Genomic DNA, 16,871 nt, shown 5'->3' on the forward strand with positions numbered 1-16,871 from the left:
GGATCGCCCCCTAGCGGTGCGAGGTCTCGGGGAAACGGGCGATCCCAACGCTTATTTACAGGTTCTTCGACACGTGTATCATATGTCACGAGCGGGTTCGGAAGACAGCGGCGTTCTGGGGGCGCTGCCGATACAGCGAGGCGCGTTGGCGGGCGTCGGTGCGTTTCTCGTCGGATACGCCCTGACGTATCTGATCAAGTCCGGTGATATCGAGGGCAAGACGCCGGACGACGGCGTCATGACGTACGATTCCAACGGCGAGGAGGCCGATGTGGTGTTCTCGGAAGTGGAGGTCGACCCGCCCGAAGTCGCCGACGCAGTTAGCTGGCTGTACTACGAGATGCACAACGTCGAGCTCGACGGGACGATAGCGTACACGATTTCACAGGACGGCGATAGCAACACGCAGGAGTTCGACCTGCTGCTCGGCGTCGACGTCGAGACGTACATGATGGTTCTCCCGCCGGTGCTGCTCGCGGCGGCCGGCTACTGGGTGGCGTCGTCGGTAGCCGTACGCGACGAGACCGAGGCGGCGAAAGCCGGCGCGACCGTCACGGCCGGCTACCTCGTTACGGCGACCCTCGGAGCACTCGTCTTCGCCTACAACGACCTGAACACCCAGACCAGAGAGGGGTACGGCGGCGAGGTGGAACAGACCCTCGAAGTGGCGTACAGTGCGGACCTCCAGTCCGCAGTGATATTCGCCGGACTCGTTTATCCGCTCGCCTTCGGCGCGCTCGGCGGCTACATCGCATACAGGCGGGCGGAGACGCCCGGACCGGCAGCGGGGCGGCAGACGCCCCCGCACAACCCGCAGCAGCCCCAACAGGGTCCGGCCGCCGGAAACCACAACAAAGACGCCGACGGCGGAAACCGAGCGGCGGGCCGTCAGGCCAACCAGCGGAGTACCCGACAGAGACCCGCCCACCGACAGCAGTCGAACCAGACGCGAGGCGGACAGTCGGGGCGGTCCGGCGACGACTCGGGCCGTCCGTAACGCACATACTCTTTCGCACCGCCTCTTTTCGTATGAACCTCGCTCCGGGCGGGTGGCGCTACGCGATACCCCCGGCGCTCGCCGCTTTACCGGCACTCATCTTTAGTTTTGGCCTGAGCGCCGCCCTGATCGCTCTGGCCGTCGGCGTCGTCGCCTTCTTCCGCGACCCGGAGCGGACGCCGCCGCCGGCCGGCGTCGTCTCGCCCGCGGACGGAAAAGTCTCGGTGATCCGCGAGGAGGGCGACCGCGTCAGAGTCGGCGTGTTCATGAACGTCTGGGACGTCCACGTCAACCGCTCGCCGGTCAGGGGGACGGTCACCGGCGTCGAACACAGTCCCGGCGCGCACCGCCCCGCGTTCTCCAAGGAGTCGGACCGGAACGAGAAGGTCCACATCCGCTTCGATGACGCGGAGGTGACGCTCATCGCGGGGGCGTTCGCCCGCCGCATCCACCCCTACGTGGAGGCCGGCGACGAACTGACCCGCGGCGACCGCATCGGACACATCGCCTTCGGCAGTCGCGCTGACGTACTGTTGCCGCCCGACATCGACCGCGCCGATCTCACCGTAGAGAGCGGCGAGAAGGTGACCGCCGGCGAGAGCGTCATCGCCTACACGGACGACGAGACGCCCCTCGCCGGTAGCATCGAAGAGTTCGGCGAGGAGAGCGGATCGGCGTGACGGGGGAGGAGACGCCGCCGCCGAGAGAGAACGGGGCGGCTGACCCGGCGGCGGAGAACGGCGCGGCTGACCCGGCGATGGAGAACGGGGCGGCTGACTCAACGGCTGACGCGGTGACAGACCCGGTAGAGGATGTGGCGACAGGCCCGGCGGCGGACGACGACGGGTCGATCCGCGCCAGCGCCGGGGACGTCGAAGTCACCCGAAGGCGGGCCCTCGGACTCGCCGGCGGCGCGGCGGCCCTCGGCGCGGGCAAAGCCGTAGACAACGTGCTGATCGGGTACGGCGTGGTCGTCGGCGAAAACCTCACGACCCAGAACCTGTCCGCCGTCGCCGACGAGCGACTCGACCCCTCGCTGGCCGAATCCCCGCTTCCGGACGGCCACCGGGCCGCGGTTAGAGGGGACGCGCTCGCCGTCGTCGACGCCGACGACGAGGCAGTCGCGACGGTGTCGCTTCCGGGCGACCCCGACGAGGGGGCCGCAGTGGACGAGCGACTGGGCTTTGGGGGCGGACCCGTCGAGGAACTGGTTCGGGACCTCTCCGCTCTCCGACGCGGGGAGTACGAGTACGCGTTCTCGACGCGTGAGCCCTTTTTCGAGCGGGTCGACGACGCCGAGTCCCGCGCGGTCACGACGGGCGCACTTCGCGGCCCGTACTACGCGGGCGCCGACCCCGAAACGGTCGAATCGTTCGCGGACGCCGACCCGTCTCGCCCGCGAGCCGTTCTCGACGGTCTCGTCGACGGGTTCCGCGAGTACTCCTCGTACGACGTTCCGAGATATCTCGCCGGGTCGGTCGAAGACAACGTCCTCTTCGGGACCGTAGACCTCAGGCAACATTTCCGGACCGAGGCCGATTTCGATGCGATCCGGGCGGACGACGGCACGGGGATGTTCTGCTGGGAGTTCGTCAACCGGTCGCTCGAAGCGCTCCACGCCGTCCCCGCACGGCGTCAGCGCCGCCCCGTCGTCGGCCTGAAAGTCGTCGACGACCGCCACAAGCACGTCTACACCGGCGTCGCGAGCGTCGTCAGGGAGTCGGGGGACCTGGTGATCCCGGCGACGTTCGTCGACTATACGCACTCGACGCTGTACGACGATTTCTCGCTGACCGGCCTCCTCGGAGAGGGCGTGGAGGCGTACAACGAGCGACACCGCGCGACGGACATCTACTGGCCGTGACCGCGTCGCCGCGGTCCCGTAGTCTGAACCCATCCGAGACCGGCCCCGGAACGTGCTACTGTACGCCTGTACTCGGTTCGACCGTCTCGCGCGCCTCGTCGAAGTGCTCGGCCGTGATGACGACCTCCTCGGCGCGCTCGTTTGCCGCTTCGGGGCCGAGATCGTCCGCAAGTTCGCGGATGGCCCGCATCGAGGCGTCGCGCGCGACGGCTTCGATGTCCGCACCGGTGTAGCCCGCCAGTTCGTCCGCCAGCGCGTCTAAGTCCACGTCGTCGCCCAGGGGTTTGCCGCGCGTGTGAACCGCCAGGATCTTCCGGCGGGCCTCGGCGTCCGGTTCCGGTATCTCGACGTGCGTGTCGATCCGACCGGGGCGAAGGATCGCGGGGTCGATAGCTTCCATGCGGTTCGTCGCCGCGAGGACGACGACGTTCGGGTTCTCCGCGAGGCCGTCGAGTTCCGTCAAGAGTTGCGAGACGACGCGTTCGGTCACCTCGTGGCCCTCGCCCCGTCGCGCGGTCACGGCGTCTATCTCGTCGAAGAAGACGATGCTCGGCGCGGACTGGCGCGCGCGGTCGAACACCTCGCGGACGGCCTTCTCGCTCTCGCCGACGTACTTGTCGATTATCTCCGGGCCGTTTACGTGCACGAAGTTCACGTCGGTCTCTCCCGCCAGCGCCCGAGCGAGCAACGTCTTGCCGGTGCCGGGCGGGCCGTACAGCAGGACGCCGGAGGGCGGATCCGTGTTTGTCACGTCGAACAGTCGGTCGTAGGAGAGCGGCCACTCGACGGCCTCGGTGAGGGTGTCTTTCGCGTTCTGGAGGCCGCCGACGTCGTCGAAGGAGGTCTCCGGCGTCTCCGCGACGTACTCCCGCATTGCGGACGGTTCGACCGCCGCGAGCGCGGCGTCGAAGTCGCGTTTCGTCACTTTCGGGTCCTCGTCGTCCGCCGCCTCGCGGAACCGCGGCAGGGCGTGCATCGCCGCCTCCGTCGTCAGCGCGTGCAGGTCAGCGCCGACGAACCCGTGCGTGCGGGCGGCGATCCGGTCGACGGACACGTCGTCGGCGAGGGGCATCCCGCGGGTCTGGACTTCGAGGATCTCGCGACGGCCGGCCTCGTCCGGCACGCCGATCTCGATCTCGCGGTCGAAGCGCCCGCCGCGACGGAGCGCCGGGTCGATAGCGTCGACGCGATTCGTCGCGCCGATCACCACCACGTCTTCGTGCGTATCCAGACCGTCCATCAGGGAAAGCAGTTGCGCGACGACGCGGTTCTCGGCACCGTCGCTTTCCTCCCGCGTCCCGGCGATGGAGTCTATCTCGTCGAAGAAGACGACGGCGGGCGCGTTCTCGGCCGCTTCGTCGAAGGCGTCGCGCAGTCGCTCCTCGCTCTCTCCCTTGTACTTCGACATGATCTCCGGGCCGTGGACGGTGACGAACTCCGCGTCAACCTCGTTGGAGACGGCCTCGGCGATGAGCGTCTTGCCGGTCCCCGGCGGACCGTACAACAGAACGCCCTTGGGCGGGTCCACGCCGAGTTGGTGGAACAGGCCGGGCTCCGACAGCGGTATCTCGATCATCTCTCGAACCTGTTCGAGTTCCTCGTCCAGCCCGCCGATGTCCTCGTACGAGACGACGGCGTCGTCGACGCTCCCCTGGTCGGAGGCGTCGGTCCGGTCCGGTTCGTACGGGTCCGGCGCGACGAGCACCATCGTGTTCGACGAGATGCGAACGGGGCCGTCCGGGTCCGTCGCGACGACCCGGAACGGCGGATCGGCGACGCGTTCGAGGCGGATCTGTTCGCCCTCGCTGACGGGGCGGTCGTGGAGGTCGCGGGTTACCGCTCGCTCGACGACGGTCGCGTCGACGTTCGCGAGCGACGGCGGCGGCGCGACCGTCACCGACTGCGCGTCCTCGACGTCCTGCTTGGCGACGGTGACGGTGTCGCCTATCTGGACCCCCGCGTTCGTCCGCGTGTCCGCGTCGACGAGAATAGCATCCGGCGGGACATCGCCGTCCGCGGGCCACACCTTGGTGACGGTCGTTCGGTCGCCGCTGACGACGACGGTGTCGCCGGACAGGACGCCGAGGCTTCGACGCGCGGCTTCCGGAATGCGCGCGACGCCGCGGCCCGCGTCGCGCTTCTCGGCACCGCGTACCGTGAGTTCGACGGCAGCGGGTCCCTTCGAGCTCATGCGACTCGATAGCGGACCGACAGCCTTCATTGTAGCGTTTGCCGCTGTGTGCAGGCCGGCCGCGGGCGTGGCCCGCTCTCGACCGGAGAAACGCATATGTCGCCGGCCGTTCCACGGTAACACATGGTCGTACAAACGGAACGTGACGACGTGACCTGGTTCGAGTGCGAGGGGTGCGGCTTGCTGTTCGATGACCAGAACGACGCTCGCCAGCACGAGGAGAACTGCGACGCCGAGGAACCGTCGTACATCCAGTGAGCGGAGGTTCAGACTGACTCGTCGGACGTAGCGACTACAGGCAGTCGCACGCGCCCGGACCGGCTCATAGCCGCTCGCGGTGGTCGGCGGCGAGTTCCTCGGCGCGCTCGTTCGTGTTCGTTTCTGTCCACCTGACGTTCGTTCCCGACCCGTAGGAAAGCGCCGTCTTCAGTTCGTCCCGCAGGACGCCCGCGCCGACTTCGACCACGTTGCCGTCGTCGTCGCCCAGTTCGTACACGCCGTAGCGCTCCGGCGCGTTCCCGACCGTCCGGCGGTTCAGCGTCCGCCACTGCTTTGCGAGAGGCATCTACTCCGTCTCTGACGGCCGTACCGCGGGAAAAGATTTCGGCGCTCGGCGACGAACGCCGTTCGTCGGCTCCGACCGTCAGGCGATCTCGTACGAGTGCTCGCTCAGTTCGTCCTCGGCGAAGACGAACACCCGTCCGCGGGCGACCTCCGGGTCGGCCTCGATGATGATAGAGTGGCCGTCCATTCTGGCGACGACGCCGGGGAACAGTTCCTCCTCGTCCTCGACGAAGATCCGGCCGACGCCGGTCGTTTCGAGGATGTCGTCGTGGGTGTTCCGGTCGTTGACGTACATCATGACCCCCTCCGTTTCGCTCGGGTCCGTCACGAGCACCTGCACCTGTTTGCCGGGCGGCGTTCGAACCGACTCCTCGACTTTCTCCGGGACGCCGTGGTAGAGAACCTCCCTGCCGTCGATATATTCGACGTAGACGCCTTCCTCCGCGAGTTCGACGCCGAGTGTCGACGGCGAGACGTTGTTGCGGGCGCTCATACACGTCCCTTCCCGCGGCACGCTCAAAAGCGACCCGTTCTCGCGCAGGCGGTCGCGGGGGCAGAGACGACCCGGCTATATCCGCGGGGACCGCCAGCGGTAAGTGCGTGATCTGATTTCCTTGGGTATGGACGGGCGGGCACGCGCTCCGGCGGCCGGGACGGTGTTGAACGCGCTAGCCTGCGGTACTGGGTCGGCGTTCGCCATCGACGAGTACACCGCCGCCGAAGTCACGCTCGACGAACGCGGCGGCGTCGACGGCGAGATAGCCGGCGCGCCCGACGCCGACACCAGCCTGATCGAACGCTGCGTCGAACTCGTCGCCGCGGAGTTCGGCGACGGACAGGGCGGGACGGTCCGGACTGAGAGCGAGGTGCCGATGGCGTCCGGTCTGAAGAGCTCCAGCGCGGCCGCGAACGCGACGGTGCTCGCGACGCTCGACGCGCTCGGCGTCGACACCGTCGACCGGAAGTCGGCCTGCCTGCTCGGCGTAGAGGCTGCCCGCGACGTCGGCGTCACGGTCACCGGCGCGTTCGACGACGCCAGCGCCAGCATGCTCGGCGGCGTCACTGTCACCGACAACGAGCGCGACGAACTACTCGCCCGCGACGAGGTGACGTGGGACGTGCTCGTGTGGACTCCGCCGGAGCAGTCGTTTTCGGCGGACGCGGACGTAGAGCGGTGCCGGCGGATCGCGCCGGTCGCGGAACTCGTCGCCGATCTCGCACTCGACGGCGAGTACGGCCGGGCAATGACGGTCAACGGCTTCGCCTTCGCCGCGGCGCTCGGCGCTCCCACCGACCCGTTACTGGAGGCGCTACCCGACGTCACCGGCGTTTCGATATCCGGAACCGGCCCCAGTTTCACTGCGGTCGGCGACCGCGAAACCTTAGAGGAACTACGAGAAACATGGGAGACACGACCAGGAACCACATGGCTAACGACGACACAGACAGACGGCGCACGGACGACATAAGCCTCGACGAACTCCGCGAGGAGATAGAGAGCATCGACCGAGAGTTGGTCGAACTCATCGCGCGACGGACCTACGTCGCAGACACTATCGCGGAGGTCAAAGAGCAGGGGAACCTGCCGACCACGGACGAGGCCCAGGAAGAGGCGGTGATAAAACGAGCCGTGGAGAACGCGGAACAGTTCGAGGTGGACCCGAACATAGTGCGCGCCATTTACCGCCTGCTCATCGAACTGAACAAGGTTGAGCAGCGGGAGAATCGGTAGCCGGACTCGGGTGGTTCATACTGTCGGCTGTAACTTCGTAAAGATAATCGGACCACCGCCGGGGTTCCGATATTCTTTAACGGATTACAGCCGACAGTATCAGGGGTTCGACTGACGGTCGGCCAGTCAGACCTTCTTCCGGGAGTCGTTTTTCCTTTGTCGCTCGATTCGTTAGAAGCGGAACGACGACCCCCTCTAGAGATGGTTTGAGAGGCATCTTTTATCACCGCCGCGTGTAGCGGAACCTACTCTCACCGGGAGGCCAACCAATGGCCGACGCAATCACTGAGAAGTTCAGTCAGCACCAACCGCAGTCTCTCGACCAGTCTCGAAACGACCGGGCCGGGCGCAGTCTTCGCCGTGGGTGGGTAGTAGCCTCTGTTCCGGGAATGCAGCCACGATCTCCCACCCGCAACCTCGTTTTAGGCGCGATGTGCATCCTCGTTCTCGGTGTTCTCACCAGTATCCTCGCGACGGTTCGAGTCAGCTACCGCCCCTACGGAGGCTGTTAACGGGAAACACGAGACCCCGGATCACTGGCGACCCGACCGCAGTAGTTGTGGACCGCGCCGAAACAGTTCCTGTGACTACGTGCCGGACCGCAACGGAGTTCCGCTTCTGACCAGCATCTGATCGAGGCTCCTGCTCCGCTGACCTGGAAACATTTGATATCTGAACGTATGGCCACTAGCGCTATCTAGAGAGGCGTTTCAAGCGCATTGACAGTCCAAACTCACAGGGAGATATCCCATGGCACAGGCCACCCCAGACGCCGAACAGATCGTGACTGCGTACGTTGCTATGTGGAACGACCGGGACTACGCGAAAATCCCAGAACTCGTTTCAGAGTCGTTCGTGATGTACGATACAAACGCACCCGCGGACGACATACCTGGCCCAGCGGGTGAGGTCCACGGCCCGGACGGACTGGAGGCGTGGATACGCGCAATCACGACCGCCTTCCCAGACTTCGAGGCGGACATTCAAGAGATGCTGGCCAGCGACGACCGGGTGATGTACGAGGTGACCCTCTCTGGGACACACGAGGGAGAATTTGCCGGGATTCCACCGACGGGCCGGGAGATCGAGCTTTCCGGGATGGAATCGTACCGCGTCGCAGACGGTGCCGTCCAAGAACACCGCACCTACTACGACCGGCAGGAATTCCTGAACCAACTCGGACTCACGGACGACGCGACCTAACAGTCGGAGGATCCACAAATGGCCACAACAACCACCGAGGAGAACGAGCAACTCGCACGCGACCACTTCACACGCGTATGGAACCACGGCGAGTTCGATACGGACGTCCTCACGGATGACTTTCGGGTCCACACGCACAGCGGCGGGCACGAGACCTACACATTAGACGAGTTCCGGGAGGTCATCGCCCAAGCACGCGAGTCGATACCCGATCTACGCAAAGAACCGGACGACGTGTTCGCGGCCGACGACAGAGTAACGATCCAGTACACCATGACCGGCACTCAGGAAGGCGAGTTCAAGGGTGTTCCACCGACCGGGAAGGAGGTCGAGATTGCCGGCGTTGCCGTCTACAGGATAGAAGACGGCGGACTCGCAGAATCGTGGTTCGTCGCCGACTTCTTGCGGGCGATGAAACAGCTCGGGGTCGTCGAACCGTCTGAAGAATAACGTGGGCGAAAGTGAACACAATGGCAACTATCGAATAAGATAACAAAGCAGTCGTACGCCGGTTTTTCGACGCGTGGAACGAGGCGAACTTCGAAGTCGTCGACGACGTAGTGGCCGCCGATGCCGAGCAGCACAATCCCCAAGAACCACCCGTCCCGCCCGGCTCGGAGGGAGAAAAGCGGCTCATGGGATGTCTCACTCTGCGTTCTCCGATGCGACGCTCGCCGTCGAGGAAATGGTTGCAGACGGTGACAGTGTCGCCGTCCGCTATACAGCTACGGGGACGTACGACGGCGAATTCATGGGGGTGGAACCGACGGGGACCGACGTCGAGATAGTCGGCTTCGAAATCAACTGGCTCGCAGATGGTCGGATCGTCGAATCGTGGGGGCTCTTCGACACGTTCGGGGTGATGCAGCAACTCGGTGTCGTTGATCCGCCCGGGGAGTGACAGAGGCTGTTGTACCTGTGTACCGGTATTGCCGACCCCGTGTCGGAGAAATACCGAAACGACTTACAACAGTCGAGAGCGGCGATCGGCACCGATCCCGTTTTCGGCAGTGACGTTCGAAGAGTTCCGGCAGCGACGGATCTTCGCCACATCACCTACCGTGAGTATCCACACGGGTACAGTGTCGGTCCTTCTGATACCGTCCGTGGGGATAGTGTCCTCTCACTCCGACGGTAACAGTGCAGGATCGAGCGGCTCTGCCCCGGCCCGGTATTCCTCGTACAATGACTCCGCCCACGAAACGACATCCGAGTGCGTACACTCTAAAAGCCCCTTTACGAGCACGTCGTCACCGGTCTGGTTGTCGTCGCACAACCAGATCAGGATCGTTCCATCGATAATGTGGATATTGAGCGGAACGCGCCCGTCGTAGAGCCACATCCGTTCGGCGATGTCCTGCCAGAGGGCCGCCCGCTCCGGGTCATCCCTGAGAACGTCGATGAAGTTCGCTTCGATGACTCCCTCGAAATCGAGCTGTCCCGTAACGACGCGGCCACGAATCGTTTTCATATACTCGGGGAGTGAGTTCTGGGTGAGACCACGGTAGCTGTCGCTCCCCCTGAAGTGGTCTATCGCGCGGTCGAAGTGGGCGGTCGGATTGGTCTCCGTCGGAGTCGTGATCTCGGCCTCACGGAAGCACCGAAAGTCGAGTTCCCAGGCCGGGTCGGGCAACCAGTCGATCGCCGGACCGAGATGGCGAATCCCTTCCGTCGCCGCCAGATACCTCCGGAACTCCGTTATCATCGCCTCTCCCAGGGAGGTGAGCCAGTACCTGCTTCCCTCCGATCTGACCCAGTCCCGGGCTTCGGCATCATCGAGTACCCGTGCGGCTGTTGATCGGGGCACCCCGGTCGCGTCTTGGAGTTCACGGCGGGACGCTGCGCCACTAGTGAGTTCCTCCAGTATCTGGATACGATTAGCCGAGTTCGCCAGGAACTGGATGTCATCGAGAGTGGCGTCCATGTGACCAAGTAGCACTCCATTCGGTAAATAGTCGCCAGCAGATGGACAGGGAGTGCCGTAACTCGGTCCGACAGCCTAGATACAGGGGACAACGTACGTACATCCACGCCGTGTGAGGTGTTTCGAGGCGTACCCACACGTCAAAGATCGCAACAGCGGTGGTACAAACCAGCGGGTCAGACTTCGAAGAGAAACGTATCAGTGGTATTACCGTGGGAGCATTCCTGCCGAGTAAGGCCAAACGACTGCATCCCGTCTGTTGGTGTGGGTGGAACACCCATGGCACAGTCTACATCGGACGTCGAACAGTGCGTCGAAGAGTGGATAGATGTTTGGAACACCGGCGGGTACGAGCGCCTTCCAGACGTTCTCGACGAGTCAGCCACGGTGTACGATCCCGGCGCTCCGGGCGGAGTGCTAGAGGGACGTGAGGAGTTCGAAGCCCACCTGCGAGAGCTACGAGCGGGGTTCCCGGATTTCACCATCGGGATAGCGGAGATGCTCTCGAAGGACGGAATCGTCATGACGGAGTGGACAGCGACGGCCACACACGAAGGGGAATTCAACGGCATCCCGGCAACCGACCGCGAGATCGAATTCCAAGGAATGTCGAAAACGGAGATCCGAGACAGCGAAATCGTAGAGGACCGGATCTATCACGATTTCCACGCCTTCTTGGAACAGCTCGGTCTCACCGAGAAGTAGAAACGTCCCTTCTCTCTACCGGTTCCCCTCTTCCCAGACCGGCACTCACCCCATCGCTTGAGAGTTTCCAATAAGACCAATGGACGCTGCTCGCTGAAACGCCAGCATCGCCCGTTTCTACCTTTTATCTGCGATTGAGATCGATTGCCTGTGACACCCGTTTTTGCCAACCTGAATTCTCAATAGGGTGTTTGTTTCGTTAGGCTATGTTACGGATTTCGACTCCCTGAACAAGGTCGAGCAGCGCGGGCAGCGGTAATGCGGGTCGTAGTAGAAAGAGCGTGAGGGCGGTGTCCCAACCTCACCGGCACCCTCCACAGAAAGCGTTCATCTAGGTCACGGACGTCTGAGAGCCTGAATTCTGTGACTGCACTAATCGAGGTCCGGTTCGAATAGATCTTCTATCGAGCAGTCGAAATACCTAGCGAGCTTAAATGCCAGTTCGAGCGACGGGTCGTATTTTGATTTCTCTATCGCATAGATCGTCTGGCGGCTCACGCCGACTGCGTCTGCGAGTTCCTGTTGCGTGATGTCCGCTTTTGCACGCTCGACCCGAAGGTTGTTATCCATATACTTTACAGGCGTTGATACGCTTCCGTCCCCCCTAATACGAGAAATATCGTTACGACGCCCGCCGTTGCAAGGTAATCCATTTCCGTCGGAACGATATCGCTTGTCGCTGCGTATCCAATGTAGATAACAGTTATGGAGACGAGAAGAACCATCCCTGTAACGGTTAGTGCAAGGTCAATATTCCGCGTGTCACGTTCGTCAACGACTCCCGACTTCTCGCGTTGTGACTTGAACGCATACCCGATGTTACTGGTGAGTACCATCACAGCGGGTAATAGGACCAAATCTGCGGCCGTTGGGTCCGTAAACGGCTCACCGACGAGTAAACCAGCGATCGGATAAACGAGCGCTGGCACGATAAACAGAAGGAGGTTGTACTTCGCCGGCAGCCACATCAGTGGTCGCCTCCGTTCGTCCCAAACTCCCGAGAGAGGATTCTCGGCAAGTTAGTGGCCCAACTGATAATCGCACAGACGATCATCATTACTACAGCGCCGAGATAGACCCAGAGGGTGTTTCCTCGGATCATAAACTCAGGAGCGATGAATCCTGAGAAGATAATTATGGCACTGATCGCTGCTGTTATCGTTACGAGGAGGGCACCATACGCTTGTCGCGGGTTCTCTACCATACAGTATCAGCTTGATCCGCCGCGGATATAAATGTTAAGGTGACTTTACAAAAAGTGTAGTTTACTTAACGTTCGAACCGAGACGTGACCCCGGACGCTGTGCTCTGCGGGGACATAGAATAACGCTACTGAACGCCAGTTCAAGGAGGCCACTCAACAGTCAGACCACGACTCGACTGTCTGCTCCGGAGTCAGTGTGAGACCGATATCCGTGCGCTCACAGTTCAGGCTGTTCTCCGGCGAATACTCCCACGTTGCAGACGTTCCGTTCGGCGTGAAGACAGACACCGTTGCCGGGCGAGCCTCAACTGCTCCAGACTGGTCGATGGAGTGTGGTTCGAGTTCGTACACTCGGCTGAAGATGGAATCACCGTCCCGGTCTGTGACGTAAACAGCTATCCGTGCGAGGTCGTCGGTATCGTTTTCGACGAGTACCTCTATCGAGTCTCCGTCGCCATCGGATCCGCCAAACGGGTCGATCCCGTTACATCCCGCTATCGAAACCGCAGAAACGGTGCCGACACTGGCGAGCAGCCGGCGGCGAGACGTTCACTGCGTATCGTGGGACCGAGAGGGACTCGAAGACATCGTGCGTAAGTTCATCAGTACACCCCTCAATGTTTTCATTCGAGCACTCTACCAGTTCGAACCAGTTGGCACAGAGTGATCTCCTACATTTGTCTGTACCAGTAGATACCGCTACCGGCGAGTAAGAGACCGGATATCAGGTGGAACGCGCCTTTCGGAAGAATTTGCGAAAATCCGACTATCGGGTTGGCAATGAGCATCAAACCGATAAGTAGCGTGATGAGACCAACGGCTTTGCTGGTGGTATCTGTGTTCCCGCCTGTATCCATATATGCCCGTTTAGCTCCTATGAATTTACAAATTCGGATCCGCGGAAAGATGCTGTTTCCCCGGTCTCGGAACGGGCTACGGCCATTTGTCGATTACTACGCCCAAGTGTGTGACTCAGGCCGTACCCAAACGGTATATGTGTAGTGTTTCTTTATTTACCGGAGGTTACGTATCAAATGGGACTTCTCGATTCGTTCGGCGCGTTGGTCAGTAGTATCATCGCCGGAATCGTCATGCTGGTGTTCGGTATCCTCAGTTTCTTCGTTACGGTGTTTATCGTGCAAATGGGTGCGGAGTTGGCAGGATACACCCCCAGCGGGGATTTTGTCGTTCTGTCCGCCGCGCTTCTCGCGACGGGTGCGATCATCGCCGGCGCCACTCCGATGTCGGGGTCGACCGACACCGCTGAATAGCGGTGTCCGGGGCTGCGTTTCGGCTGAAACACTCTCGTAGCCCGCTATATTCGATAGCGAGAGCCCCCGCCGCTTGCGGGCGAGATCAGTCTCAACTGTCACGACACGCGCACTGCGTCCGAGTGCGTCTAGTGCTATCTAGAGGCAGATTTCAAGCGAACTGATAGCGAGGAAGAGAGCGATACCGCATGGTAGAGGCCCCGCTGGACGCCGAACGGGACGTTCCTGCCGTTCGGGAGCGAAAAAGTACGCTAGCCGCGTGCGACGGGGACATCCCGTTTCTCGGTCTCGGCGTCGTCCGTCCTGACGCGCTGGGGCGGCCCGCTGGCCGGCAGACGGGCGCGACAGTTCAGCCAGCCGATACTCCCTTTGGTCGGTGCCGCATAGCGAGCGGTTACCTCGACCAGTTGGTCCGCGGCGTCGGTCTCGGCCGTCGCTCCGAGAAACTCGATGTCGACCCCCTCGCGCTGCATGCGCCCGATGGTCTCGTCGATGAGCGAGACGGCGTCAGTGTACTCGGCCCGGGAGCGACCGTCGAACACGTACGTGACTGTGTATCGTGTCTGTGCCATTGTCAGTGTACCCACGTCTCGGTCGTGCCCTCGGGATAGAGAGCGGGCGCTGCTACACGCAGCGTGATCAAAAAGCACCGCTCAAACTATCGCTAGACCGGCGTCGTTACCGCTTCTCGAAGTCGACGAGTGTCGACGAGAGCGTGTGGAGCGCGTTGCGCAGGTGATAGTGAAAGGTGGTCTCTGCGAGGTCCATCGACTCGGCGATGTCGCCTGCGGTGCTCCGGCGCGGCCAGTCGAAATACCCGGCGTGATAGGCGCGTTCGAACGCCTCCTGCTGGCGTTCAGTCAATCGGTCGTCGATAGATTGTCGCATCTCTAAGGCTTTCTGAACGGGACGGTCGAACTCGCGCTGTGCGATCAACGTCGAGTCTGGGTACACGGCCTGAATCCTGTCAGTCAACCGGCGAACGTCGGCCGACCGTGGCGCTTCGACGCTAAACCGCCCCCGTCCAGCGTCGGCGTGTCCCGACGTGAGGATGGCACCTTTCTCCGTGATTTCGTTCAGGGCCGGTCCCTTCAGGACGAACTCGACCAGGCCGCTGTCGCCCTCGTCGGCGATCACCCGAACGCGGTCCACGTCCGGGTCCTCCGTCGCGACGTCGCGTACGCCCGCCGGTGTCGCGCCGTCGACCGAGAGATATACGCTCCAACCACCTGACGCCGACTCGACGTAGCCGGTGATGGTGAGTTCACAGTCCAGGCGGTCGGACGCCCGGACGAACACCAGTTCGGAGTCCGTGACCTCGAACTTGAGTTCGACTACCGAATCGGCGAACAGGAGTCTCCGGTTTTCGATAGCGTTGATAGCGAATCCGACGGCCTTGCCGAGAGTTTCGAACCCCGCCTGTTCGCGCTGACTGAACGCGAGTGGTCGGGTCGCGTACACCGCCAGAACGCCGTACGTCGTGTCACCGTGGACCAGCGGGACGGCGGCGACCGACTTGACATCGCGGTCGAGCGCCTCCTCGCGCCAGGGTTCGAACGAGGGGTCGGAGCGAATGTCCTGGCTGACCTGTATCCTCCCCGTGCGAAGCGCGCGACCGCCGGGACCCTGTCCGGGGTCCTCCTCCGCGGTCGTGACCGTTATCGCCTCGACGTACCCGTCGTCGATCCCGGCGCTGGCGCGGGGGACGATCCGCTTGCCGCGCCGTTCGGGTTCGCCGATCCAGGCGAACTGGTACAGTTCGGACGCCGCCAAGCGGTCACAGACGACCTGCTCGATCTCGGTTCGCGTCGGCGACTCGAACAGGTCACGGGTCACCTCCAGAAGAAGTTCGTTGATCCGGTCCAGCGTCGTCAATTCGTCGCGCTGGCGCTCTAGTTCCCGCTCGTGCCGCCGACGCTCCGAGATGTCGTTAGCCATCAGGAGCGCGCCGTCGAACTCGCCGTCTCGATACAGCGGAACCCCCCGTCCGGTGAAGTACGCCTCCGCGCCGTAGATCGATTCGAAGGGAAACTCGAACTCGATCGTTTCGCCCTCTTGCAGGCGAGAGAACAACTCCGCCTCGCCGGTTTCGACGATAGAAGGGAGTTCGCGAATGTCCACCCCGATCGCGGCCGACGACTCCTCGTCGGTAGGCAGGCCGATGATCTCCTCCGCCCGCGGGTTTTCGTACGTGATCCGGAGGTCATCGTCGAGACGGAACATTCCGAACGGCGCGTTTTCGACCAGTTCCTGGTTGAACTGACGGGCGGCACCGAGTTCGCGCTCGCGCTCCGTGCGGTCGGTGATGTCGCGGGCGATACCGCACCGGTGGATGTCGCCCGTCCGTGGGTCCTCGAACGCCGTCTCCCGGAACTCGTGTGGGATGCGTTCGCCGTCTCCGGTGACGATATCGAGGTCGGCTTGTCGGTCGCCGAGTTCGTCGACGGCCCCGGCCAGACACGGCAGGTAGTCGTGCTGGTCCGTCGCAACGAACTCTGTCGGGTCGGCCGCGGCTATCTCCGCGTCCGTGTAGCCCGTCACTTCGCGGAGTTTCGCGTTCCAGAGGACCAGAGAGCCGTCCTCGTCGAGGACGTACACGATGTCGTCGAACGCGTCCAAGACGCGGTCGACGAGTCGGTTCCGTCGCTCTGGTCGCTCGGCGTCCGCGGTCGCTCGCACGATACAGATGAACTGGTCGTCAGCCAGACGGGCGATCGAGAGTTCCTGCGGGAAGGTACTGCCGTCGCGTCGCCGGCCAGCGACCCAGCCTCGCCACTGGCCATCCGCGCGGCAGGTCGGTAAGACCTCCAGTTCGAAGCGAGACCGCTCGCTCTCGGCGAGACGACGGTCCCAGGGCTCGCTATCGAGGTCCTCCGGTCGCGCAAACCCGTAGAGGTCAGCGTACGGCTGGTTGACCGAGACGTACTGTTCGCCGTCTATGACGGCCATCGCATCCATCGACGCAGCCATCACTTGCGCCCCGTCCAGAGTGATCTCGGCTGCGTTTGTCATGGTGTGGTGTTTGCTAGCACTGGTCTTAAAATCCGGCGCACAGCAGGCACGGCGGGCGGAGAAAAAGAATTGGTTCCGAGAATGACGGCGGAAAATTCAGTTCTGGAATGTGTTGATTTGACACGCTGAACCCCGGCGCATACGCCTGGGTTTCCGAAGTGCCTGACTCCGCCGAGGACGGGATCCTGAAGCCGGTTACCGTCC

The 16,871-nt window shown here is 62.9% G+C and carries 20 protein-coding genes; 11 read left to right on the top strand and 9 right to left on the bottom strand.

Translation table 11 applies throughout. The features are described 5' to 3' along the window. Positions 1–82: 82 nt before the first annotated feature. The 3 genes from SM753_RS08455 to SM753_RS08465 are packed head-to-tail and all read left to right on the top strand — an operon-like array spanning position 83 to position 2,861. Positions 83–997, top strand: coding sequence for a hypothetical protein (locus SM753_RS08455; protein WP_323191256.1), 915 nt, complete (start codon positions 83–85; stop codon positions 995–997). A gap of 32 nt (positions 998–1,029) precedes the next feature. Then, on the top strand, positions 1,030–1,677 hold the full coding sequence (locus SM753_RS08460; protein WP_323191257.1) for a protein sorting system archaetidylserine decarboxylase: 648 nt from the start codon (positions 1,030–1,032) through the stop codon (positions 1,675–1,677). Then, the gene (locus SM753_RS08465; RefSeq protein ID WP_323191258.1) at positions 1,674–2,861 is read left to right on the top strand and encodes a hypothetical protein; all 1,188 of its coding nucleotides are present in this window, start codon (positions 1,674–1,676) and stop codon (positions 2,859–2,861) included. Before SM753_RS08460 ends, SM753_RS08465 begins: the two co-directional genes overlap by 4 nt. 55 nt (positions 2,862–2,916) lie before the next feature. Here the strand turns inward: SM753_RS08465 and SM753_RS08470 are convergent, their stop codons facing one another. After that, positions 2,917–5,052 (bottom strand): CDC48 family AAA ATPase, encoded by a 2,136-nt coding sequence (locus SM753_RS08470; protein ID WP_323191259.1) that lies wholly within the window; start codon positions 5,050–5,052, stop codon positions 2,917–2,919. A 123-nt stretch (positions 5,053–5,175) separates the two neighbouring features. On the opposite strand from SM753_RS08470, the gene SM753_RS08475 reads away from it, so the two are divergent. After that, the gene (locus SM753_RS08475) at positions 5,176–5,310 is read left to right on the top strand and encodes a hypothetical protein (RefSeq protein WP_259371288.1); all 135 of its coding nucleotides are present in this window, start codon (positions 5,176–5,178) and stop codon (positions 5,308–5,310) included. Between the two features lie 64 nt (positions 5,311–5,374). Here SM753_RS08475 and SM753_RS08480 read toward each other — a convergent pair whose 3' ends face one another. Both SM753_RS08480 and SM753_RS08485 read right to left on the bottom strand, forming a co-directional pair. Next, positions 5,375–5,617, bottom strand: a complete 243-nt coding sequence (locus SM753_RS08480; protein ID WP_135535129.1) for a hypothetical protein — start codon at positions 5,615–5,617, stop codon at positions 5,375–5,377. A 78-nt stretch (positions 5,618–5,695) separates the two neighbouring features. Then, the gene (locus SM753_RS08485; RefSeq protein ID WP_135535130.1) at positions 5,696–6,109 is read right to left on the bottom strand and encodes a DUF5796 family protein; all 414 of its coding nucleotides are present in this window, start codon (positions 6,107–6,109) and stop codon (positions 5,696–5,698) included. Positions 6,110–6,236: 127 nt separating this feature from the next. On the opposite strand from SM753_RS08485, the gene SM753_RS08490 reads away from it, so the two are divergent. The 5 genes from SM753_RS08490 (at position 6,237) to SM753_RS08510 (ending at position 9,452) form a co-directional block, all read left to right on the top strand. Beyond that, on the top strand, positions 6,237–7,085 hold the full coding sequence (locus tag SM753_RS08490; RefSeq protein ID WP_323191260.1) for a shikimate kinase: 849 nt from the start codon (positions 6,237–6,239) through the stop codon (positions 7,083–7,085). Then, positions 7,043–7,348, top strand: coding sequence for a chorismate mutase (locus tag SM753_RS08495; protein WP_323191261.1), 306 nt, complete (start codon positions 7,043–7,045; stop codon positions 7,346–7,348). The genes SM753_RS08490 and SM753_RS08495 overlap by 43 nt, the downstream gene beginning before the upstream one ends. A gap of 750 nt (positions 7,349–8,098) precedes the next feature. After that, a complete protein-coding gene (locus SM753_RS08500) occupies positions 8,099–8,551 on the top strand; it encodes an ester cyclase (protein WP_323191262.1) in 453 nt (150 codons plus the stop codon). A gap of 18 nt (positions 8,552–8,569) precedes the next feature. Beyond that, positions 8,570–9,001, top strand: a complete 432-nt coding sequence (locus SM753_RS08505) for an ester cyclase (RefSeq protein WP_323191263.1) — start codon at positions 8,570–8,572, stop codon at positions 8,999–9,001. A 73-nt stretch (positions 9,002–9,074) separates the two neighbouring features. Further along, the gene (locus SM753_RS08510; protein WP_323191264.1) at positions 9,075–9,452 is read left to right on the top strand and encodes an ester cyclase; all 378 of its coding nucleotides are present in this window, start codon (positions 9,075–9,077) and stop codon (positions 9,450–9,452) included. Positions 9,453–9,674: 222 nt separating this feature from the next. Here the strand turns inward: SM753_RS08510 and SM753_RS08515 are convergent, their stop codons facing one another. Then, a complete protein-coding gene (locus SM753_RS08515; RefSeq protein ID WP_323191265.1) occupies positions 9,675–10,475 on the bottom strand; it encodes a hypothetical protein in 801 nt (266 codons plus the stop codon). A 279-nt stretch (positions 10,476–10,754) separates the two neighbouring features. Here SM753_RS08515 and SM753_RS08520 point away from each other — a divergent pair, with 279 nt between their 5' ends. Further along, positions 10,755–11,180 carry an ester cyclase gene (locus SM753_RS08520; RefSeq protein WP_323191266.1) on the top strand — a complete coding sequence of 142 codons (426 nt, stop codon included), beginning with the start codon at positions 10,755–10,757 and terminating at the stop codon, positions 11,178–11,180. 372 nt (positions 11,181–11,552) lie between these two features. Here the strand turns inward: SM753_RS08520 and SM753_RS08525 are convergent, their stop codons facing one another. The 3 genes from SM753_RS08525 to SM753_RS08535 are packed head-to-tail and all read right to left on the bottom strand — an operon-like array spanning position 11,553 to position 12,384. Beyond that, positions 11,553–11,750, bottom strand: coding sequence for a helix-turn-helix transcriptional regulator (locus tag SM753_RS08525; RefSeq protein WP_323191267.1), 198 nt, complete (start codon positions 11,748–11,750; stop codon positions 11,553–11,555). 5 nt (positions 11,751–11,755) lie between these two features. After that, complete coding sequence (locus SM753_RS08530; RefSeq protein ID WP_323191268.1) at positions 11,756–12,148, bottom strand: hypothetical protein; 393 nt, start codon at positions 12,146–12,148, stop codon at positions 11,756–11,758. Next, positions 12,148–12,384, bottom strand: a complete 237-nt coding sequence (locus SM753_RS08535) for a hypothetical protein (RefSeq protein ID WP_323191269.1) — start codon at positions 12,382–12,384, stop codon at positions 12,148–12,150. Before SM753_RS08535 ends, SM753_RS08530 begins: the two co-directional genes overlap by 1 nt. Before the next feature lie 1,034 nt (positions 12,385–13,418). Here SM753_RS08535 and SM753_RS08540 point away from each other — a divergent pair. Continuing rightward, positions 13,419–13,655: a hypothetical protein gene (locus tag SM753_RS08540; RefSeq protein ID WP_135535138.1), complete on the top strand. Its 237-nt coding sequence runs from the start codon at positions 13,419–13,421 to the stop codon at positions 13,653–13,655. 251 nt (positions 13,656–13,906) lie between these two features. On the opposite strand, the gene SM753_RS08545 is transcribed toward SM753_RS08540, so the two are convergent. Continuing rightward, positions 13,907–14,227 carry a hypothetical protein gene (locus tag SM753_RS08545; RefSeq protein WP_323191270.1) on the bottom strand — a complete coding sequence of 107 codons (321 nt, stop codon included), beginning with the start codon at positions 14,225–14,227 and terminating at the stop codon, positions 13,907–13,909. Positions 14,228–14,333: 106 nt separating this feature from the next. Beyond that, a complete protein-coding gene (locus SM753_RS08550; protein ID WP_323191271.1) occupies positions 14,334–16,667 on the bottom strand; it encodes a bacterio-opsin activator domain-containing protein in 2,334 nt (777 codons plus the stop codon). Positions 16,668–16,871: the final 204 nt, after the last annotated feature.

The organism is Halostella sp. PRR32, from assembly GCF_034808085.1.
Taxonomy (GTDB): Archaea; Halobacteriota; Halobacteria; order Halobacteriales; family Natronoarchaeaceae; genus Halostella; species Halostella pelagica.